Origin of the sequence: Thermoflexibacter ruber (genome assembly GCF_900113045.1) — a bacterium.
In the GTDB taxonomy this organism is placed as follows: Bacteria; Bacteroidota; Bacteroidia; order Cytophagales; family Thermoflexibacteraceae; genus Thermoflexibacter; species Thermoflexibacter ruber.
Genome location: NZ_FONY01000042.1, coordinates 15,208 through 37,255, shown reverse-complemented (window position 1 = coordinate 37,255; position 22,048 = coordinate 15,208). Strand labels below are relative to the sequence as shown.

At 38.5% G+C, this 22,048-nt stretch carries 19 protein-coding genes; 10 read left to right on the top strand and 9 right to left on the bottom strand.

Features of this window, described 5'->3' with window-relative positions:
* Positions 1–20: 20 nt before the first annotated feature.
* Positions 21–2,000, top strand: a complete 1,980-nt coding sequence (locus BM141_RS18630) for an AAA domain-containing protein (RefSeq protein WP_091548978.1) — start codon at positions 21–23, stop codon at positions 1,998–2,000.
* Positions 2,001–2,158: 158 nt separating this feature from the next.
* Here BM141_RS18630 and BM141_RS18625 read toward each other — a convergent pair whose 3' ends face one another.
* Positions 2,159–3,934, bottom strand: a complete 1,776-nt coding sequence (locus tag BM141_RS18625; RefSeq protein ID WP_091548977.1) for an AMP-dependent synthetase/ligase — start codon at positions 3,932–3,934, stop codon at positions 2,159–2,161.
* A 481-nt stretch (positions 3,935–4,415) separates the two neighbouring features.
* On the opposite strand from BM141_RS18625, the gene BM141_RS18620 reads away from it, so the two are divergent.
* Complete coding sequence (locus BM141_RS18620) at positions 4,416–6,350, top strand: OmpA family protein (RefSeq protein ID WP_091548976.1); 1,935 nt, start codon at positions 4,416–4,418, stop codon at positions 6,348–6,350.
* A gap of 104 nt (positions 6,351–6,454) precedes the next feature.
* On the opposite strand, the gene aroC is transcribed toward BM141_RS18620, so the two are convergent.
* The 4 genes from aroC to BM141_RS18600 are packed head-to-tail and all read right to left on the bottom strand — an operon-like array spanning position 6,455 to position 10,670.
* Positions 6,455–7,531 (bottom strand): chorismate synthase, encoded by a 1,077-nt coding sequence (aroC, locus tag BM141_RS18615; RefSeq protein ID WP_091548975.1) that lies wholly within the window; start codon positions 7,529–7,531, stop codon positions 6,455–6,457.
* A gap of 16 nt (positions 7,532–7,547) precedes the next feature.
* Complete coding sequence (gene purB / locus BM141_RS18610) at positions 7,548–8,903, bottom strand: adenylosuccinate lyase (protein ID WP_091548974.1); 1,356 nt, start codon at positions 8,901–8,903, stop codon at positions 7,548–7,550.
* Positions 8,904–9,842 carry a rhomboid family intramembrane serine protease gene (locus BM141_RS18605; RefSeq protein ID WP_091548973.1) on the bottom strand — a complete coding sequence of 313 codons (939 nt, stop codon included), beginning with the start codon at positions 9,840–9,842 and terminating at the stop codon, positions 8,904–8,906.
* Between the two features lie 42 nt (positions 9,843–9,884).
* Positions 9,885–10,670: a rhomboid family intramembrane serine protease gene (locus BM141_RS18600; protein ID WP_091548972.1), complete on the bottom strand. Its 786-nt coding sequence runs from the start codon at positions 10,668–10,670 to the stop codon at positions 9,885–9,887.
* A gap of 493 nt (positions 10,671–11,163) precedes the next feature.
* Here BM141_RS18600 and BM141_RS18595 point away from each other — a divergent pair, with 493 nt between their 5' ends.
* From BM141_RS18595 to BM141_RS18580, 4 genes are all read left to right on the top strand, one after another.
* Entirely contained in the window at positions 11,164–12,243 is a 1,080-nt protein-coding gene (locus BM141_RS18595) for an endo-1,4-beta-xylanase (RefSeq protein WP_091548971.1), read from the top strand.
* A gap of 235 nt (positions 12,244–12,478) precedes the next feature.
* The gene (locus tag BM141_RS18590) at positions 12,479–12,685 is read left to right on the top strand and encodes a helix-turn-helix transcriptional regulator (protein WP_091548989.1); all 207 of its coding nucleotides are present in this window, start codon (positions 12,479–12,481) and stop codon (positions 12,683–12,685) included.
* Between the two features lie 75 nt (positions 12,686–12,760).
* On the top strand, positions 12,761–13,648 hold the full coding sequence (locus tag BM141_RS18585; RefSeq protein WP_091548970.1) for a DUF4349 domain-containing protein: 888 nt from the start codon (positions 12,761–12,763) through the stop codon (positions 13,646–13,648).
* Positions 13,649–13,681: 33 nt separating this feature from the next.
* A complete protein-coding gene (locus tag BM141_RS18580) occupies positions 13,682–14,245 on the top strand; it encodes a D-glycero-alpha-D-manno-heptose-1,7-bisphosphate 7-phosphatase (RefSeq protein WP_091548969.1) in 564 nt (187 codons plus the stop codon).
* 62 nt (positions 14,246–14,307) lie between these two features.
* On the opposite strand, the gene BM141_RS18575 is transcribed toward BM141_RS18580, so the two are convergent.
* The 3 genes from BM141_RS18575 to BM141_RS18565 form a co-directional block, all read right to left on the bottom strand.
* Complete coding sequence (locus BM141_RS18575; RefSeq protein WP_091548968.1) at positions 14,308–15,183, bottom strand: Cbp1 family collagen-binding glycoprotein adhesin; 876 nt, start codon at positions 15,181–15,183, stop codon at positions 14,308–14,310.
* 121 nt (positions 15,184–15,304) lie between these two features.
* Entirely contained in the window at positions 15,305–16,495 is a 1,191-nt protein-coding gene (argG, locus tag BM141_RS18570; RefSeq protein WP_091548967.1) for an argininosuccinate synthase, read from the bottom strand.
* A gap of 46 nt (positions 16,496–16,541) precedes the next feature.
* On the bottom strand, positions 16,542–17,342 hold the full coding sequence (locus tag BM141_RS18565) for a GNAT family N-acetyltransferase (RefSeq protein ID WP_245764111.1): 801 nt from the start codon (positions 17,340–17,342) through the stop codon (positions 16,542–16,544).
* A gap of 632 nt (positions 17,343–17,974) precedes the next feature.
* Between BM141_RS18565 and BM141_RS18560 the strand changes: the two genes are divergently transcribed.
* From BM141_RS18560 to BM141_RS18550, 4 genes are all read left to right on the top strand, one after another.
* Positions 17,975–19,378: an MBL fold metallo-hydrolase RNA specificity domain-containing protein gene (locus BM141_RS18560; RefSeq protein WP_317039489.1), complete on the top strand. Its 1,404-nt coding sequence runs from the start codon at positions 17,975–17,977 to the stop codon at positions 19,376–19,378.
* Between the two features lie 11 nt (positions 19,379–19,389).
* A complete protein-coding gene (locus tag BM141_RS18555) occupies positions 19,390–20,016 on the top strand; it encodes an ABC transporter ATP-binding protein (protein WP_091548965.1) in 627 nt (208 codons plus the stop codon).
* A gap of 117 nt (positions 20,017–20,133) precedes the next feature.
* Positions 20,134–20,292 (top strand): hypothetical protein, encoded by a 159-nt coding sequence (locus tag BM141_RS23090; protein WP_177217454.1) that lies wholly within the window; start codon positions 20,134–20,136, stop codon positions 20,290–20,292.
* Positions 20,293–20,310: 18 nt separating this feature from the next.
* The gene (locus BM141_RS18550) at positions 20,311–20,685 is read left to right on the top strand and encodes a DUF3127 domain-containing protein (protein ID WP_091548964.1); all 375 of its coding nucleotides are present in this window, start codon (positions 20,311–20,313) and stop codon (positions 20,683–20,685) included.
* Here the strand turns inward: BM141_RS18550 and BM141_RS18545 are convergent.
* Complete coding sequence (locus BM141_RS18545; protein WP_091548963.1) at positions 20,682–22,037, bottom strand: hypothetical protein; 1,356 nt, start codon at positions 22,035–22,037, stop codon at positions 20,682–20,684. The two genes, BM141_RS18550 and BM141_RS18545, sit on opposite strands and share 4 nt — an antisense overlap.
* Between the last annotated feature and the right edge of the window lie 11 nt (positions 22,038–22,048).

Genomic DNA, 22,048 nt, shown 5'->3' with positions numbered 1-22,048 from the left:
TTTAATAATGCGATAATACTGTGCAAGAACTCCAAGACCTACTCAACATTCTGAAAATAGAGCAAGAGGAAGATTTCAGAAACTACCAACAGTACATCTTGCAAACTCCTCTGAATGAGCGAAGAAAGCAAGGTTTTTGTTGGTATCCTGTCAAGCTAAACTATTCGGAAATCGGGACAGGTGAGCTCGTTTATATCAGTGTGGAGCGTACCTCTTCCTTGGGTGCGCCTCATGCCTTTTCCGTAGGGAGCATGGTATCGTTTTTTGTGAATACAGAAGAAAAAAATACTCAAAATAATAGTGTAAGTGGCGTAATTTCAGCGATTTGGAAAGATACCATGAAAATAGCCCTGCATACAGACGAACTGCCTGACTGGGTGGAAGATGGGAAGTTAGGCATAGATATTCTCTTTGATAATGTAAGCTATAGAGAAATGGAAAATGCCTTAAAGCAGGTCATCAAGGCAGAAAAGGGGCGGATAGTGCAATTGCGAGAGATTTTATTAGGTGAAAAAAAAGCCAACTTTAAACCTTTGAAATATGAAATCTCCCTGCCCCAACTCAATGATTCTCAGAATCAAGCGGTGAGAAATGTACTTTCTGCCCAAGAAGTAGCGATTATTCACGGTCCCCCTGGTACGGGCAAGACTACTACTTTGGTGCAAGCGATACGCTTAGCTCTGAAAAGTAAAGAAAATGCTTTGAGTTTGTTGGTGGCTGCTCCAAGCAATACCGCAGTCGACTTACTCACAGAAAAATTGGCAAGCGAAGGCATCAAGGTCTTGCGCATAGGCAATCCTGCCAGAGTAGATGAGGACGTACAACGATATACTCTTGATAATCAAATCTCTAATCACCCACTTTTCAAAGATTTGAAAAAATACCGTAAAGATGCAGAGAATTTTAGGCAGATGGCAGGCAAATACAAACGCAACTTTGGGTCCGACGAAAGAGAGCAAAGAAGACTGCTTTATGCCGAAGCCAAAAAACTACTTAAAGAGGCAAGCGAGTTGGAAAAATACATTAGCAAGGATATTTTGGACAAGGCAGAGGTCATTACGGCGACTTTGGTAGGGGCGGCAAATCAAGTCCTACACGAAAGGCGATTTGATACTGTTTTCATAGATGAGGCGGCACAAGCCTTAGAACCAGCCACTTGGATACCCATTTTAAAAGCAGAAAAAGTTGTTTTTGCAGGCGACCATTGGCAACTTCCCCCTACGGTCAAGTCTATGGAGGCAGACCGCAAAGGTTTGAGCAAAACACTTTTTGAAAAGTGCATACTTAGGCATAAAAAGTTGGATAGTCCCGTAGATGTCATGCTTCGCACCCAATACCGCATGAATGAGGCGATTATGCAGTTTCCCAATGAGCAGTTTTATGAAAATCAACTCATGGCAAGCGACAAGGTAAGGCATTGGGTCTTAGGTGAGAATATTGCTCCTATAGAGTTTATAGACACCGCAGGGTGTGGATTCGAGGAAACTCCCAATCCAGAAACAGGAAGCACAGCCAATCCCGAAGAGGCAAAGCTATTGTTCAGGCATTTGAAAGTTTTGATACAAGAAATTGATAGTCAAAGCGTGAAAGGTATTATTTCTATTGGACTTATTTCTCCTTATAAAGCACAAACGCACTTGCTCAAAGAAGAATTGGAATATTTTAAGCAAGAATACCCTGAAAAGTTTGCCTTAGAAAAGCAAGAAAAAAATCACGTATCCAATCAGTTATATCTTGATATTGAGGTAAATACAGTAGATAGCTTTCAAGGGCAAGAGCGAGATATTATTTACATCAGTTTAGTGAGGAGCAATAGCGAAGGGGAAATAGGCTTTTTGAAAGATACAAGGCGTATGAATGTAGCTATGACGCGCGCTCGGAAAAAATTAGTGGTCATCGGCGACAGTGCTACTCTTGCCAAGTTTGACTTTTACAATAATTTTCTCAATTATGTAGATACAATTCATGCTTATAAAAGTGCTTGGGAGTGGAGTGAGTAAGGTGGTTAGTGAACCAAAGCAAAAAGACCTCTCTTGCGAAAGGTCTATTTTGGCTTGCAATAAGATGAAAATTTCTTTTGTAAGGGAGAAGCGTTATCACAAGGGTCAGTTGAGTTTTGCGTTGTGGTAAAGTTAAAGTTGAGATAACTGAGCCTTCTCTAAGAGTAAATTTCATCTATCATTCTTTCATACTTACTATAAATCGACTTACGTTTTAATTTTAACGTTGGGGTTAGTTCTCCACTATCAATCCCCCAAGGAGTTGATAGTAATGTAAATTTCTTTACTTTTTCCCAATTTCCAAAATTTTCATTCACTTTTTTTACTTCCTCGTCGAACTTTTCTATGACTTTAGGGTGTTTTAACATTTCTTCTGGCTTAGTGTAAGGAATACCCTTATGCTCGCACCATTTTTTCAAGTGGTCAAAAGCAGGAACGATGAGGGCAGCAGGAAAATTCTTATTCTCCCCTATGACAATCACTTGTTCTATAAAAGGAGATTCTTTGAATTTATTTTCCAAGATTTGTGGAGCCACGTACTTTCCTCCCGATGTTTTAAACATTTCTTTCTTTCTATCAGTGATTTTCAGGAATTTACCTTCTACCAACTCCCCTATATCACCTGTATGGAACCAGCCGTCTTTAAGTACTTGCTTAGTAAGTTCAGGTTGTTTGTAATAGCCCATCATGACATTATCACCCTTACAGAGAATTTCTCCATCTTCAGCGATTTTAATTTCTACCCCGTCTATTACTGTCCCCACACACCCCAATCTTACATTTTCCATATCATTAAGAGAAGAAGTAATAACAGGTGAGGTTTCCGTTAGCCCGTAGCCTTCGTAAATTCTGATGCCTGCCGCCCAGAAAATACGTGCCAAGCGTGGCTGGAGAGAGGCAGCGCCTGAGCTTACCATTTTTAGATTTCCCCCCAAAGCTGCTCTCCATTTGCTAAATACTAACTTATTTGCTATTTCAAGTTGCTTGTTGTACCACCAACCGTATTTCTTATTAGGTTCATATTGCTCTCCTATTTTTAAAGCCCAAAAGAAAATCCTCTTTTTTAAACCTTTCAGTTCCATGCCTTTGGCGACAATCCCATTATAAACTTTCTCAAAAATACGTGGTACAGCATTAAAGCAATCAGGTTTGACTTCCTGTATATTGGCTACTATGGTATCCATGCTCTCTACATAATAAATACCTATCCCCAAGTACATATATACAAAAGAGCCTGTGCGTTCATAAATATGGCAAAGAGGGAGAAAACTTAGAGATTTAGCTTTCCCTAAACCAAGTTGCAATTTATCACTCTGCTCGATGAAGGCTTTGCTTACACTTATTACATTGCTTACAATGTTCTTATGAGAAAGCATTACTCCCTTCGGAACGCCTGTAGTGCCAGAAGTATAAATGAGTGTAAGTAAGTCATTTTCATCTACATTAGCTTTGTGAGCATCTAATTGGCTGACCTCCTCGCCCTTGCCTAAGTTTTCTATTTCTGACCAATGGGCAAGGTTAGGAAGTAGGTCAAAAGTATAAATAGGAATACTTTTACTCTCTGTGGCTTTTTTTACTTTGTCATACAGTTCTTGTGTACCTACAAAAGCTATTTTTGCTTCAGAATCATTAAAAATATACTCGTAATCTGCAATAGAAATAGTCGGATACATAGGCACATTGACCACTCCTATTTGCTGAGTAGCCAAGTCTATCAGATTCCACTCTGGACGACCATTGGACACAATAGCTACCTTATCCCCTTTTTTTAAGCCTAATTTCAGCAAACCAAGACTTAGGCGATTGACTGTATCTATTACATCTTGCGTACTGTATTGCACCCATTTGCCGTTTATCTTGCTATTGAGTGCATCTGGTCGGGAATACTTCTCCGCCTGATAATAAATTAAATCAAATGCTCGTTTTAGTTCCATAGTCTATCTCATTTTCATATTTTCATCAACCAAGCAAACCCTGTGCATGGCAAATCATTTTTCATTTATACTAATTTCATAGGTAAAGCGTTGTAATCCAAAAAATACAACAATTATTTTCTAAAAATACAGCATTATTATTTAAAGTAAAGTATTAATTTGCAGAAGTAATACTCAAATTTGGGAAGATAATCAAAAAATCGTGATAGGATAGTGTGAATTATCAATTTAATCTTCTAAATTTGCAGGAATGATATAAAAGTTTATTTTTAACTCTTTAAAACCTAAATTTTACAAAATCGTATTAAAAATAGTGTTTTGGAAAAAGAAAGACCGATGAATTTTGGATATTGATGAATTTGTATAAATTTGAAAATTTCAAGATAAAATTGTAGTCTTTTCATTTAAAGAACTATTTTTGGTACTCAATTCATGGTCAAAAAATTTTTACTTGAATTAACCTAATCTAATACTTAAACCTATGAGAAAAAGAGTGAACTATGTAAGTCTGATGTTTCTGTTCACTTTGATTTTGGGCTATAACGCACAAGCTCAAACCATTGCTGACAGGATTACTAAACGCGACGTGCAACCTAAGGTAGAAAGAATGCCTAACATCATCAATACTTTATTGCATGATGAATATGCACCAGCCATTAGTCCAGACGGAAGGACTCTCGTTTATCAGTCTAATGCAGGCGGAAAAACGTGGGAATACTACAGATTGTGGCAGTCTATGCGCGATACTGTAACTGGTTTCTGGACAAAACCTTCTCCTATTGACGAAATCAATGGAGACTTTAAACAAGGCGACATCTACGGAGGTCCAAGCCTAAGCTATGACGGTAAAACTTTGTACTTTTTTGCCAAAATGGGTGAGGGTTCAGAAGACATTTACCAATCTACCAAAGGGACAGACGGCAAATGGAGCAAGCCTGAAAAAGTAGCTGGAGCAGTAAATACAGGCGAATACGAAGGTTTCCCTTCTATTTCTCCCGATGGCATGTTCCTGTACTTTATGAGAAAAAAAGATGGAGGTTCTTCTTCTAACAGTGGAAGTGCCGAGTCTGACAAAGGAGGTAGCAAGACTAAATATCCTTCTTGCTATAAGCTAATGGTAGCTAAGAGAAAATTGGATGGTAGCTTCGGAGAACCTACTGAACTTCCTTCACCAATTCCCGGCGATTGTGATAAGCACGTGAGAATCATGCCTGACGGTCAATCATTATTCTTCTCCTCTACTCGTACTTGGTTATCTCCAAAAGATTCTAAAGATTTTGATTTGTACTACTCTGCAATGGAACCAGGGGGGGCTTGGACTGCACCTGTATTGACAGACATGAGTCCTTGGGTAAGAACTACTATGTATTCTTATCAGCCTGACATGTTAGTTTCTGTTGCCCCTAATGATAATCCTCACGTATTGGCTTACTTCAGCTCTTACAGAGGTGCTTCTCACGAACTATTCACTTATCCTTTACAAGAAAGATTTAAGCCAAAGAGAACTTGCTGGTTTAATGCTACAGTGGTAGATTCTGCTACTGGGGCAAAGCTAAAGCCTACGGTGAAAGTAACTAACCTTACTCGCGAGCCTTTGAGCTACGAAAAATATGCCGAACAGGGTAAGTTCAAAACTGTATTGACTGAAAGCAATAAATATAGAATCGTATTCGAACTTGATGATTATGAGCCTGTAACTAAAGTAGTAGATTTGACCAAAGACATCTCTGAGTGGGAGTGCAGTGCCATGATTAAAATGCGTAAGAAAGGCGTACAAGCTACTATTACTGTACTGGACGGCTTAACTAACGAAGTAATTGCTGAATCTAATGCTGAAATCAAGCCTGACGATGCAAATGGCAAAGTTTCTGAGTTCAAGAAAACAGGTCCAGGTAAGTTCTTTGCTTTGTTGAACCCAGGTACTACTTATACTGCCAATGGTTCTGCTGACCAATACGAGCCTGCCTCTATCTCCTTAGACTTGAAAAATAAAGTAGCTGGTGATACTATCAACAGAGAAATCTACTTGTTTGACTTATCTAAGATTGTATTCCAGAATATCAACTTTAACACTGCAAGACCTCGTACTATGGACGAGAAAGAACTTGATGCTTCGCTTTTACCAAAAGCAAGACAAGAACTTGATAAAGTACATAAATTCATGACGGATTATCCAAGAATTTCTATCAGAATTGAGGCACACACCGACGACCGTGGTAGTGATGATTACAACCAAGGATTGTCAGAACGCAGAGCAGCAGCGGCGAGATATTATCTAACTAAGGTAAAAGGTATTCCAGAAAGCAGAATTGAAGTACGCGCCTTCGGTGAGAAATCTCCAATGGTACCAAACAATTCTCAAGCAAACTGGGCTTTGAACCGTCGTGTTGAATTCAAACCTCAGATTAAAAAATAATTTAATCTAAGCGTTTAAAAATATAAAGAGCAACAATCTACAAAGGTTGTTGCTCTTTTTTATTTCCTAAAAGGTAATAGGAGGTTGCTGAAATCAACAAAGAATTATTTTTGAGTAGTTTTATTTCTCAAATAAAAATCAGCAATGACCAATGCCGCCATTGCCTCTACAATAGGTACGGCTCGAGGAACTACACAAGGGTCATGCCTACCCTTGCCTGAAACGATGACGCTTTCGCCTGCCTCATTTACGCTTTGTTGGTCTTGCATGATAGTAGCCACAGGCTTGAAAGCTACCCTAAAATAGATGTCTTCACCGTTAGAAATTCCTCCTTGAATACCTCCTGAGTGGTTGGTTTTAGTTCTTATGCTGCCATCTTCCGAAGTATAAAAGAGGTCGTTGTGCTGTGAACCGTACATTTTTACCCCCTCAAAACCGCTTCCGTATTCAAAGCCCTTGACCGCATTGATGCTAAGCATAGCCTTCCCTAATTCCGCATGTAACTTGTCAAAAGCAGGCTCTCCCAAACCTACAGGCGTTCCCTGAATTACACACGTAACTACTCCTCCAATAGTATCTCTACTCTTTCTTGTTTCATCTATCAAGGCTATCATTTGCTCTGCCATGCTTGGCTCGGGACAGCGAACTATGTTATTTTCTATTTCCTCAAAATTGTATTTCGTATAATCATTTTCTAATTGTAGATGCCCCACTTGGGAAACATAGGCAGTAATTTTAACCCCTAAGGTAGCTAAGAACTGCTTAGCTACAGCCCCTGCGGCTACACGAGCCAGAGTTTCTCTGGCTGAGCTTCGCCCTCCTCCTCTATAATCTCTCGTGCCGTACTTCATTTGGTAGGTGTAATCAGCATGAGAGGGTCGGAACTTATCTGCGATATGCGAGTAGTCCTTACTTCTTTGGTCTTCGTTCCAAACGGCTAAGGTGATGGGCGTACCTTGCGACTTCCCTTCAAAAATTCCTGAAAGTACTTCTACTTTATCTCCTTCTTGCCTTTGCGTAGTAATTTTGGACTGTCCCGGTCGGCGGCGGTCAAGTTCTGCTTGTATAAAATTGATGTCGATGGGCAAACCTGCGGGGCAGCCATCTATGATAACACCTACTGCCGTACCATGCGACTCTCCAAAAGTCGTAATCCTAAATATCTTTCCGTATGAATTCATTGTTAGTAACTAATTATCAATAAGATACGCTAATTCCCGTATAATTAAACGGTGTAATTTGCTTTAATTCTGTTTTAACTTCCTCACTTACGTCAAGGCTATCTACAAAATGGCTAATGACTTCTGCCGTAATTTTTTCATTCTTGCGGGTAAGTGCTTTAAGGGCTTCATAAGGCTGGGGATAGCCTTCTCTACGTAGGATACTTTGGATACCCTCAGCTACTACTGCCCAGTTTTCTTGCAAGTCCCCACTGATGCGTTCTTGGTTCATTTCCAATTTATCTAGACCTTTGAGCAAAGACTTGAAAGCGATGATAGTATGAGCGAAAGGAACTCCAATATTTCGCAAGACAGTGGAGTCGGTCAAGTCCCTTTGCAAGCGAGAAATTGGTAGTTTTTCTGAAAAATGAGTAAAAAGTGCATTAGCTACGCCTAAGTTTCCTTCTGCATTCTCAAAATCTATGGGATTGACCTTGTGAGGCATGGCAGAAGAGCCTACTTCTTTGGGATTAATTTTTTGTTTGAAATAGCCCATAGAAATATAAGTCCAAATATCTCTTGCTAAATCTATTAGTATTGTATTGATTCTGCGGATATTATCGCAAAGAGCAGCAAAGTTATCGTAGTTTTCTATTTGAGTAGTTAGTTGCGAACGATGCAGTTCCAAAGTATCATTTACAAAACTATCTGCAAAAGCGAGCCAATCTATGTTAGGATAGCTAACGGCATGAGCATTCATGTTGCCTGTTGCGCCTCCAAATTTGGCACTATGCGGAATTTCTAAAAGTTGATGATATTGCTGCTCCAATCTATAGGCAAATACACCTAATTCTTTGCCTAAACGCGTGGGTGAGGCAGGTTGCCCATGTGTAAAAGCAAGCATAGGCACATCGGCATAGAGTTTAGCAAGAGAAGCTAACTTAGCAGAGAGTTGGTCAAATAGGGGATTAAAAATTTCAGAAATAGCCTCTTTAAGCAGCAAAGGAATGGCTGTATTATTGATGTCTTGGGAGGTAAGCCCAAAGTGAACAAACTCTTGGTATTTTCCCAACTCCAATACTTTGAACTTTTCTTTGATAAAATACTCCACTGCCTTTACATCATGGTTGGTGATTAGCTCTATCTCCTTGACTTTTTGCGCATCTTCAAGGCAAAAGTTTTCATAGATTTCTCTTAACGAAGGATATATCTCTTCGTCAATATCCGCCAGATGAGGCAGGGGCAGCTCGCATAAGGCAATAAAATATTCTATTTCCACCCTGACCCTATACTTGATGAGTGCGTACTCTGAAAAAAAATCGGCAAGTTGGTTTACTTGCCTTCTGTATCTACCATCTATGGGGGAAATTGCAGTTAAAGTATTCAGATTCATTTACTTTTTTTGACTTGCTTTGAACAAAATTTGTTTTTCTTCTGTGGTCAATGACTCATAGCCATGTGCAGAAATCTTATCTAAAATCATATCTATTTCGTCTTGGGAAGGAGTAGCCGAGGAAGTAAAACTACCCCCTTTGGCTTTTGCACTACTTCCTTTGCTGGTAGAGGCTTTGGAGTAGGCTTTACTACGATTACGGTTGCTACTGCTGGGTCTAAAAATATTTCTGATGCTATTCAGTACCTTTTCAATAGGGATACTCCAATCTCTTCCTTTTTCATATTGCCTTACGAAAATATATCCGAGCAGTGCCCCACCTAATTCGGCTAAGTTAGTAGCCATGCCTGCGTCAGAGGAGTAAGAAGCCACCCCAATAAAAGATAGAATGACTACCACTGCGGCAATGTAAACAATTTTGATAGCTCCGAAGAAGAGCATGTGTATTTGCAAGTGAGGGCGATAAGTAGCAGCACCTACCACTATGGCATAGACCGCCGCATCAGCTCCTTTGATGCCTATTTGTGGGGTAAGTTTCATAAAATAAGGAATGGTATTAAAGCAAATCAGGTATAAAACTCCCCCTACAATTCCTCCCCAAGCATACAAAGCTATCAACTTGCTATTGCCCAGATAGTCCCTGACAATCATACCAAACCAGTACAAAATCAGCATATTAAATAAGATATGCAAAGGGTTTTGATGAGTAAAAAAATAAGTAATGAGCGTCCAGGGCCGCCATACATACTCTCCTATTGCCGCAGGGATAAATATGCCTTTGGCAATCAGCACAAATAGCCAGTCTTCTCCTGCAATCACACTGATTACATAGATAATATTTATCACTGTAAAAACAATGATATTCAGCACAATAATCTGCATCAAAGCATTATTGGGCTTTGTCCATACATTTTTAAAGTCGTCTAATAAAGCACTCATATTTTTAGTAATTACTAATATGTAATTATTCGATATTATTTCTTAGTGTACTGTTCTCAACCCCCAGTAGCGAATCAAAATATAAGCAAACAACATTCCCCCTAAGTGAGCTGCATGTGCAATATTATCACCTGCTTTTTGGATAATTTCTGCATAAACCTCGTAAGCACCATACAAAAGTACAAAATATTTTGCTTTCATTGGAATCGGAGGAAAAAGTAACATCAAACGTAAGTTAGGGAATAGTACGCCCATTGCCATTAAAATACCAAAAACTGCTCCTGAAGCCCCTATTAGCACTGTTTGGCTTTTGGCTTGATAGAGGTAAGAAACTACTTCTTTGGTTTCTGCAATTAGCTGACTGCTATTAGGATACTCCTCAAACTTGTTAGTAATCTCAAAAACATATTCAGGCTTGAACATACTGCCGTATTTGCTCATAAAGTTGGTAAACTCCGTAGGAGTAGGGTGGGCTAAATACATCTCTACAGCATCTTTGAGTTGAGAAATTTCAAAGTAGTTAATCCCTGAGTACAAGGCACTTGCACCGAAACCACAAATCAAATAAAATATCAAAAACCTTTTAGACCCCATATAACCTTCTAACAAAGGACCGAAGAAGAAAAGGGATAACATGTTGCTAAATATATGACTGAACCCTCCATGCAGAAAGAGGTGCGTTACAATCTGATAAGGAGCAAACTCAGGGGTAAAGAAATAACGCAACCCAAAGGTTTGGGATAGGTCTAAATTAAGAAACATACCAAGCAGAAATACGCCAAAATTAATAATGAGCAGATTTCTTACTACAGGAGTTATTTGCATCATAAAATTAAAATAAATTACAAGTTAAAAATGCCTTTTTGTGGAAAGGCAGGCAGTATTACCATTTTCCCAATAAGTTTGAAATACAATACTTAAACAGCAAGTACCCTTGTAAAGTTGGTAAAGATGAGAAAAAAAATTGTAAAAATGAATTAAATATAGATGGTAAGTAATTATTTTTGTTTTTCTACCGTATAAACGGAGGTTGATTTCAAATGTATGATAGTTTTTTGAGTTTGCCCAAACTAATATTTTATGCTAAAGAGTAAAAGGTTTTGGAATTTAGATTAGAAAAATTACAGAAAAAGTATATATACAGAATACGATTTGTTAAGGGTGCTATCACACAGTGAAGGCTATGCAATAGTGTAAAACAAGATAACTATGCTTTGAATACTTCATGTGGGTCAAAGTCTGAAGGTCAGAAGGGGCGGTGAGGAAATATCGCCAGTTCAATTTCAGTTTATTATTAAATTACTAAAACAAATTTCTTAAAATGAAAAAATTAGCAATTGTTCTTGTACTCTTTATTTGCGGTATTACAGGCACATTTTCGCAAACCAAAGATACTAAAGGTTTGAAAGATTACTACAAAGATTACTTCTCTATTGGGGTAGCAGTAAACCCTCGCATGTTAGATGCAGGTGCAGAAGCCGATTTGATTTTGACACAGTTCAATAGCATGACTGCTGAAAATGCGATGAAAATGGGACCTATACACCCCGAGGAGAACCGCTACAATTGGGAACCTGCCGATAAAATTGCGGAGTTTGCTGTAAAAAATGGTTTAAAATTGAGAGGTCATACGCTTTGCTGGCACAACCAAACCCCTAATTGGCTTTTCACTGATGCAGAAGGTAAGCAGGTAAGCAAGGAAGTACTATTGGCAAGATTGAAAAAACACATTTTTGAAGTAGTAAATCGCTATAAAGGAGCGATTTACGCTTGGGACGTAGTCAATGAGGCTGTACCTGATGGCAACGGTACAGAAATCTATCGCAAGTCTAAGTTTTATGAAATCATCGGTGAGGAGTACATAGAACTTGCCTTTCGCTATGCCCACGAAGCAGACCCCAATGCCCAACTTTTTTACAATGATTATAATACAGAAGATAAGGTAAAAAGGGAGAAAATCTACCAACTTGTGAAAGGGTTACTTGACAAGGGAGTACCTATCCATGGGGTAGGTTTGCAGGGGCATTGGTCATTGTACGAGCCTACTGCCCAAGAATTGGAAGAATCCATTACTAAGTTCGCAAGTCTGGGCTTGAAAGTACAAATCACTGAGTTAGACGTTTCTGTGTACCCCAAAGAGCATACAAGTCGTGAACGCAAAGACACAGACAAGGCAGAGTTTACGCCTGAAATGAATAACAAACAAGCGGCTCACTACAAAATGCTATTTGAGATTTTTCGCAAACACAAAGATAAGATTTCAGGCGTTACTTTTTGGAACTTGTCAGACAGGTATTCATGGTTAGATAATTTTCCTGTGCGCGGTCGAAAAGATTTTCCCTTGCTTTTTGACCAAAACCATCAACCCAAAAAAGCATTTTGGGAAGTAGTGAAGTTTTAAAAAAACGCTTACCTCGTTTCCAAATTAAATTCTGTTAAAATGTAAAGTAAATTTTACTTTTTGTAAACTAAATATTTATTTTGTAAAACAAACTTTACATTTTAACTTAATGAAGTAAATATTATGGAAACATAACTTTCATTCCCACATCGCTACAAACGAATAGGCTGGTTTTTGCTGATTTAATTGGCTTCTTTTGGAGAGAGAAAAAGCAATCCGTACAAATTCTGATATAATGAAAAATACCATTAGAATAGAAAGAGCTATCAAGAACATCACCCAAGCAGAGCTGGCAGACTTAGTAAAGGTTTCTCGCCAAACTATCAATGCCATAGAGAGCAACAAGTACGTGCCTTCTACGGTCTTAGCCTTGAAAGTTGCTAAGGTATTTGAAAAAAAAGTAGAAGAAATATTTTCTCTGGAAGAGGAAGATTGGCAATAATTTTTAGTGTATCTTTGACAAAGTTTTACTTTGGAGTAGAACCTTGTTAAAGTTTTGATTACAAGCATAATAAGTATGAACATGCGTTGTATTATTCTTATTACTTTATTGCTTTTGTGGAGTTGTGGGAACAGAAGCGAAAAAGGAGCAGGCGTAGGCGATTCTGAATTAGGATTGGAGAGGAACGAAGCTCCTGAGCAAGATATTCCTACTACCAAGTTACTTTCTCCACAAGAGGAGGATTTCAAACAGGTAAAGCAAACGCAAGATACTGACAAGGATACTGTGGAAATAGGCAAGCAAATTATAAGAATAGCACAACTCAATTTCCAAGTCCAAGATTTTAAAGAGGCTACTGAAAAAATACAGCAAGTAGCCAAAGCCAATCAAGCCTACATTTCCTCTGCTAATGAGCGAAATAATGGATATACTTTGGATGGCGAAATGGTAGTAAGAGTACCAAGCAAAAACTTTGATAAAGCAATCAAAGAAATCTTAGAAATTGCTATCTACGTCAATTTTAAAAATGAAAGTGCAGAGGACGTTACAGAGGAGTTTGTAGATGTCATTACTCGCCTCAAAACAAAAAGAGAAGTAGAAAAGCGATATTTGGAAATCCTGAGCCGCGCCAAGACCATCAGTGAAATCTTGGAAGTCGAGGAGAAACTAAGAGTTATCAGGGAAGAGATAGAATCCAGAGAGGGCAGACTAAAATACCTCAAAAACCAAGTACAGTTTAGCACTATTCATCTCAACTACTACCAAACCAATGAAAAATACCAAAAGCCTCCCAAGGCAAGTTTCTTGAATAAAGTTGGAGAAAGCCTTGTAGAGGGCTGGGAAGGTTTGCTCGGTTTTCTTATAGGTTTAGTATCAGTTTGGCCCTTGCTTATTGCGGTTGCAGGGGTAGCTTGGTGGTGGATAAGAAGAAGGAAAAAGAAAAAAAATCAAACACCTACCTAACATTTTACTTCAATTGCTTATATAAAACTATCTATGCCAAATCTATCCATAGACCCTTCTTGGACTTTATTTTTAGACCGTGATGGGGTCATCAATGTCCGCCTTGTGGAAGATTATGTAAAAACGTGGGAAGAGTTTGAGTTTATGCCTGATGCTCAGGCGAGTATAGCTCAGCTTCGTACTATTTTCAAATATATTTTTGTTGTTACCAATCAGCAAGGCATAGGGAAAGGGCTGATGAGCGAAGCAGATTTAGCCAATATTCATCAAAACATGTTAGCAAAATTAGCCGAGCATAATCCTACTTTGCTTCCTATCATTGATAAGATTTACTACTGTCCTTCTTTGAAATCAAGCAACGATATATGTCGCAAGCCTAACATTGGTATGGCTTTGAAAGCACAAAAAGAATTTCCTGAGGTAGATTTTCAAAAGTCTTTGATAATTGGGGATAGTATTTCCGACATGGAATTTGGGAAAAATGCAGGAATGCTCACCGTATTTTTTGGAGAAAGCCTTGTTTTGCAAGAAGATGAGGAAAAAGTAGATTTCAGAAGTAGAAATTGGGAGGAGGTAATCAAATTATTATTGTCTTAGTATGCTTTTTATATAGCCAACCAGATGAGGTGCTTCAAACCTCATCTGGTTGAGCAATCTTCTTACTTGACTACAACCGCCAAATACTTATTTTTCCAAAAAACTTGTGGATTAGTGATTTTCAAGGTAACATTTTCTCCACTTTCCTCTAATACAAAAGAATTGGCAGGTCTTTCTGGGAGGAGTTCTATGCGTTTTACTTTATATTTTCCTAAAGGAATTTCGCTAACAGTACGCATATCTATCTTAGTAAACTTATCATCATCAAGACTTTCATTAAGTTCCTTGATATTGCCAAATAAACCTCTCTTGTCTATCACTCCTCTATCAGCAAGTTCTTTTTTAGTTCCTATCGTATAGAATACTGTATTCATCACATCTTGTGTTTGTACGAGTTCTTCTTTGACTTGTGTTTTTTCTACCTCAGTAGCGGCATACTTAGATTTCCAGCCCTCTACTTCTTGTTGCAAATCAGAGATTTGTATTTGCAAGTCATTGATATACTTATCTTTGTCTGCAATAGTTTTTTGCAACTCCTCTACCATTTTCTTGATAAGTGCGTTCTCTGTGCCTGCTTTTTTCAACTGTGCTTGCAAGGAAGCTATTTTTCTTTGATTTTCTGCATTGAGTTTTTCCATTTCTGCAAAACTTTCATCTATGCTTAGCCCTCCTTCTCTACCGCTTACTGAGCCTGCACGCATACGCGCTGACATCTGGCGAATACGCTCCTCTCTCGCCCTCATTGAGTCCAAGTTTACGTACAACTCATTCATTTCGTTGGTAATACTTTGGATATACAAGCTATCTTTTCGCGCTTGGGCAAGCAACTCTTCATTTTGCAAGCGAAGTTTATCCGTTTCTGCATTATTTCCGCAACCTGCCAAGATGATTACTACAAGCAAGGCAAGGAATGTATAAAAGTGTTTTAAGGATTTCATACGTAAGTTTTTTAGATTTTGAATCAAAATTAATAGGCTACTGCTATCAAACGAAATTTTAATGAACTATCTTGCAAATTTATAAGAAGAAATGCAAGTTTTTCAAAACTTTATATGATTATTATTGCGAATTATTCACCTGATAATAAATCTTCATCTGGTTGCCTATTATCTTGGTAAAGCCTTTTACGTCCTCGCCTGTCCAAGCATTGTTCATTTCACCATACGAACCAAATTTGGCAGACATCAAATCGTGTGGCGACTCTATGCCCTGAATTTCAAAGCGGTATGGCATGAGTTTTACTTTTACTTTTCCGCTTACATTTTTCTGCGTATCTTCTAAAAAAGTTTCTACGTTTCGCATCACAGGTTCCAAATACTGCCCTTCATGGAGCAGCATTCCGTACCAATTTCCCAACTGCTCTTTCCAATACATCTGCCACTTGGTCAAAGTATGTTTTTCAAGTGCGTGGTGTGCTTTGATAGTAATGAGAGAGGCGGGTGCTTCAAAGCCAACCCTTCCCTTAATGCCAATGATTGTGTCGCCGATATGAATATCTCGTCCAATCGCATACTCAGAAGCAGTTTTAGCAAGTTCTTGGATAACCGCTACGCTTCCTAATAGCTTGCCATTGAGGGCTACAGGTTCTCCCTTTTCAAAAGTAATTTCTATTTCTTGGCTATCGGTGCGTTTTAGTTGGCTTGGGTAGGCTTCTTCGGGCAAAGGTAAGTGAGAGGTCAAAGTTTCCTTTCCGCCTACGCTTGTTCCCCAAATTCCTTGATTGATAGAGTACTTGGCTTTTTCCCAGTTGGCAACAACTCCATGGCTTTGGAGGTATGCTATTTCTTCCTCTCTTGATAGCTTTTTATCACGAATAGGGGTAATAATCTGAATTTCAGGGGCAAGAATCTGGAAAACCAAGTCAAAACGCACTTGGTCGTTGCCCGCACCTGTGCTTCCATGTGCTATGTATTTGGCGCCTACTTCCTTGGCATACTGTACAATCGCCAGTGCCTGAAACATTCTCTCGGCACTGACAGAAAGCGGATAGGTATTGTTTCTAAGTACATTACCAAAAATCATGTAGCGAATGCACTTATCATAGTAGTATTGGGTCTGGTCAAGACTGACGTGCTTGCTTACACCTAAGCTATATGCTTTGTTTTCAATAGCTTGAAGCTCCTCCTCGCTGAATCCGCCTGTATTGACTATGGCAGAATAAACTTCTAAATTTAGTTCTTTATTAAGGTAAATAGCACAGTAAGAGGTATCTAAACCTCCGCTGAATGCTAACACTACTTTATCTTTCATTTCAGTTTTTTATTGTTTGATAGTTCAATAGTTAGAAATTAAAGCCTTACACTTCCACTACTTCTTTTTGTTTTTGTTTGATGCCTGAGCCGTTGCCATTTTTGCCATTTTCTTCTTTTTTGAATCTTTTAAGCAAAATATTCGCTTTGATTCTAAGCCACCTCTCAAAAAGTTTTCTTTTTTCATTAAAGTTGATTCTTCCTTGGCTCAAAATCCGTCCTATTCGCTTTTTCTTTTTTCCATTCTGAGTAGTACCTGCCCCATTTACTGCCTCTTTTTCAGGAAGTTGTACCTGCTCATTTTGTGTTTTCTGATGCTCGGCAGGGTCGTACAACATGCCTACGCAGAGGCAGTGCTTGCGGTTCATGCGGGTCAAGATGTCGTAGTTTACACAACTCTGACAACCTTTCCAAAACTGCTCATCGTCAGTGAGTTCAGGAAGGGTAACAGGACGATATCCAAGTTCAGAGTTGATTTTCATAACAGCCGAGCTTGTAGTCAAGCCAAATAGCTTAGCTTCAGGATATTTCTCACGCGACAAGTTAAAAGCTACCTGCTTGATACGTGTAGCTAAACCAAACTTTCTAAATTCAGGATTGACGATTAGACCAGAGTTTGCCACGTATTTGGCATGACTCCACGTTTCTATGTAGCAAAAACCTGCCCATGCACCGTCTTCTCTCAAAGCGATGATAGCTTTTCCTTCACGCATTTTTTGCCTAATATACTCAGGGTCTCTTTTTGCAATACCTGTACCACGTTGGCGTGCTGACTCTTCCATTTCTTTGCAAATGGTTTCTGCGTATTCTAAATGTTTTTCTGTGGCAACCTGAACAATAAATTCCATTTTAATTTTTAACCAAATTAGAAAATTTTTACTCGAGATTTTTTAAAAGTTTTAAAATACAAACATGAAAGTCCAAACACTAAGACAAGAAAATTACAAATAAAAACCTTCAAAAAAACGATTGGTCGTTAAAACGCTGTGCTTTTAAGAAGAAAAAAATATGATAAAAAGGGAACGTGAAACTTTAAAAGAAAAATCTTCCCACATTAGGGTCGCCTATAGAAGTTCCTGCGTAAAACTTGCCTTGAATGCAAGCGAGGAGTAGAAGGATATGAAAAACTATGTGCTAAAAAATGCTTCATCTGTATTTTAAAAACTTGACAAAAGTACAAGTAAAAATTGTATTTTTTAGAAAAAAATAGGAGTTTTTTTTAAATTAGAAAATTGCAATCCTATTCAAGATTATCCTGAGAAAAAGGGTATATGACAGATATATGCCTAAACAAAATGAGTTTGCAAATAAAAAATATTATTATCAATCTTTTACACCGAATAGGTTTGCCAAACCTGTCATCTGTGAGTATAATTGCATACGAATACTATGTAAAGGCACTGAATTAATTTTATTTCTCAAATTCTTACTCTTTTCAAAATTTAGCTATACTTTTACGATACTGTCATAAAAAATAAACATGAAACTAATGGACGTATCTGTCAAATTTCTTGGTGCGGCACAGATAGTTACAGGTTCTAAGTACCTGTTAGACATTGATAGTTTTCGCCTCTTGATAGATTGTGGGCTTTTCCAAGGCAAAAAAGAAGACCGCCTCAAAAATTGGAGTCCCTTCCCTATCAATCCCGATAGTATAGATGCTATCTTACTTACCCATGCGCATATAGACCACATCGGCTACTTGCCAAGACTATGCAAGCAAGGGTTTAGAGGAGCGATTTACTGTACAGATGCTTCTCTGGATTTGATTCCTATGATGCTCAAAGATGCAGCAAAACTCCAAGAGGAAGAAGCTCAGTACGCCGAACACAAGCAGTATTCTAAGCATGACAAGCCACAACCTCTCTATACGCTGAAAGATGTGGATATGGTTTTGCCTTTATTAGTAGGTATTCCTTTTGAAAAAGAATTTTTCTTAAACGAGCAGGTTTCTTTTCGCTACCAATACGCAGGGCATATTTTAGGAGCGGGCATCATAGAACTATTCTTGAAAGGCAATCAGATGAACAAGAAAATTGTCTTTTCTGGTGATTTGGGAAGGTCTAATGACCCTGTGCTGTATCCCCCTAAAAAGATTGCTGAGGCAGATTTCTTGTTTGTAGAATCTACTTACGGGAATCGCAACCTTACAGACCAAGACCCAAGAGCAGACTTAGCCAGCATCATCAATGAAACTTTGTATTACAACGGCTGCATACTTATTCCAGCGTTTGCATTGGGGAGAACACAGGCTATTCTTTACTACCTAAAACAACTATTCAAGGCACATAAAATTTCTCCTTGTCGTGTTTTCATAGATAGTCCTATGGCTATGAACGCTACGGACATTTACAATAAAAATAAAGACTTGTGCAAAGCCTCTTTGTTCGAGGAGGATAATGAACCTTTTGATTTTGATAATCTTTACTACTGCCACGAACAGCAGGCTTCTATGCAAATCAACGACATTAAATCCAATGCAATTATTATCTCGGCGAGTGGTATGGCAACAGGTGGGCGTATTTTGCATCATTTATACCACCGCTTACCCAGAGAAAACGATACATTGCTTTTTGTCGGCTATCAGGGCGAAGGTACGCGAGGCAGACGCATACTAAACGGCGAACCAGAAGTCAGAATATTTGGTGAGTTTGTACCTGTGAAATGCAAAGTTACTAAACTGGACGGTTTATCTGCCCACGCAGACTCTGAAGAGTTATTCGAGTGGTTGTCTTCTTTCCAAGAAGCACCCAAGAATACTTTTATCGTGCATGGTGAAAAAGAAAGTGCAGAGGCTTTGGCAAAAACTATCAAAGAAAAATTAGGGTGGAATACTTTTATTCCACAATACTTGGAAAGCTATCAGTTATTTGAAGGAATATAAACCGAAAAAATATGTTTCAACTCCAAAAACTCCAACATCAATACGAAAACCGCATCGTACTTTCCATAGAAGAAATGCAAGCCTCACAAGGCGAACAGATTTTGCTTAGGGGGGCATCAGGAAGTGGAAAAACGACATTGCTTCACATCATGGCAGGCTTGCTCAAACCCACTGCGGGCAAGGTAAGCATCGCTGGGACTGACCTTAGCACTTTGCAAGGTGCAAGACTTGACCAATTTCGCGGAAGCAAAATTGGTATGATTTTCCAACAAACTTATCTTATCAAAACTTTAAACGTGCTTGAAAATCTCATTCTTGCCCAATATATGGCAGGAAAACCCCAAAACAAAAAGGTTTGTATCAATAGCTTAGAACAACTCAATGTTGCTCATGTAGCCAAACAACTACCCGAGCAGTTGAGCAGGGGCGAAGCACAACGTGTAGTAATTGCCAGAGCTTTGCTTAACCAACCATCTATTATTTTAGCAGACGAACCCACTGCAAGTTTGGACGATAAAAATACAGAAGCCGTAATAGAGATGTTGATTCAACAAGCCCAAAGCCACAACGCTACGCTTTTTGTTTCTACTCATGACGGTAGAATAGTAAATCGCTTTAGCAAAGTAATTAATTTCTAAGAAGTATGTTGCGATTTTTTTTCAATAAATTTTAGAAATGGATTTAAAATCGATAACTTTGAAGTTACAAAGTAAAATAATAAAAAATTAGCCAATAAAACTTTTTAGATAAAGCGCATGAAAAAACTACTTTTAATTATCTTATTGTTTGCTTTCTGCTTTTCAATTGCTTGCAAGCCTCTTCCACCCGGACAAGCAAAGAAAAAAAATACTCCACCGGGATTAATGAAAAAGGGAGGAGTACCTCCGGGACAGCAAAAAAAGAAGAACAACTAACAAAAAATATTGTCATCTATGTCATCTTTTGAGGTCAAAGGAAAGCTATTGCTTAAATATGATAGCCAACAACTTACAGAACGCTTCAAAAAGCGTGAGTTTGTAGTAGAAATCCCAAGTGGGAACTACACCGAGCAGGTCAAGTTCCAACTTACACAAGATAAATGCGATATTTTAGACCGCTTCAATGTAGGTGAGGAGATAAATGTATTTTTCAATTTGAGAGGCAAGCCCTACACCAAAGACGGAGTTACTACCTATTTTAACAACTTAGATGTCTGGCGGATAGATGCCATCAAAGAAAATAAGGACACAGCCAGCTCAGAAATTCCTTTGCCAGAGGAATTTACTTTTAGAGATGCTCCTGAAAGCGAGGAGGATTTACCTTTTTAAAAATCCAATTTGACATAGTAGCGATAGAGGAACTGTTCCTTGGCATTTTTTTCAGTCCTTCGTAAGGCTTCGGTGAGGCTTTCATATAGAGAGCGAACCATAAAGCCTTGCTTATCTTGCCATTGCAAAACTTTGCTCATCTCAGGGCTTTCTTTGAAATTGGCATTCTTTAAAAAAATATCTATTCTATAAATTTCATTTGGGTTGCCTGTCCCATAAAAATCAGCTTTGGTTTTGATGCCTATTTCTTTGGTTTCTTTATTGAATACTACCTCAAAAACATTATCTACTGCTTCTCCTTCTGTATAGCTAAAAACCATTTGCTGTCCAGAAACTAAGGTAGAGTCCCCAGTTTCTGGGTCTATTTCGTACTCAGGAGGGGCTTGGTTTTGGTTTTGCTGATACAAGCCAAATACCTCAGAGATACGGTATGCTCTCAACCCAATATCCACATTTTCATATAGTTGCCAATCTCCCTCTAAAAATACTTTTCTTAAAATTCGCTTATCTTTGACGGAAGGTTCTTGATGAATGTATTTTTCTATGTCTTTCAAAGGGACTTCATAATATTCAAATTGGCGTTCAGGCTTATACGCATAATCCAAAGCCGCAAGATGCTCTGTCAAACCTCCATAGTGAGCATCATAGTTTTTAGCTACTGCCTTAGCATTTTTTAGGTTAAAAAAGCTAAAATGGTACAACCTATCTGAAAGTTTAGTATCCAATTGTTTTAGCCTCGAGATAAGCGCGTTGTCCTTTCCTATCAATCCCTGTGGGGTAAAAATCAAAATGTACAAAAACTGCTTTTCCCTAAACTTGCAAGCATAAATGTCTATCTGATTGCCTTTATTGAGCCAAGTTTCAAAAAGGTTAGTAGCCCAAGCATCGGGGTTTATCCATGTTTTCACCCGACTCCCGTCAGGCACTGCTCCTTCAAAAATTTTTTGTCCAGTTGGAACAAACTCAAAATCAGTAATGAAAACTCCTTGTTTACCTCCTCTGACAATACGCTTAATAGGCTCGTCTAAAACAGAGCGGTTTTCTTTGTAGTTGGTCGTAGTAGTAGGGATATTGTCGCTGGCTTCTATATCAATCAAGTAAGGGGAAGTAGCACCTGCTCGATAAAACTTGGTTTTTTCTCCTTTGGCAATGGTAAGCACCTCATTAACTGCTAAATCAAGGGAGGCATACATAGCTTCGTACATGCCAGAGGAGTAGTCTAAGTAAACGTCCAAAGAGTCATTGATTGAGACTTGGAGGCTGGGTTTCCAAACATATTTGGTATGAAATTCAGAAAGGAGTTGAGGGTCGCTGTAATCACTGCTACAAGCAGAAATTAGGAAAAAAATCAAAATCCTACATT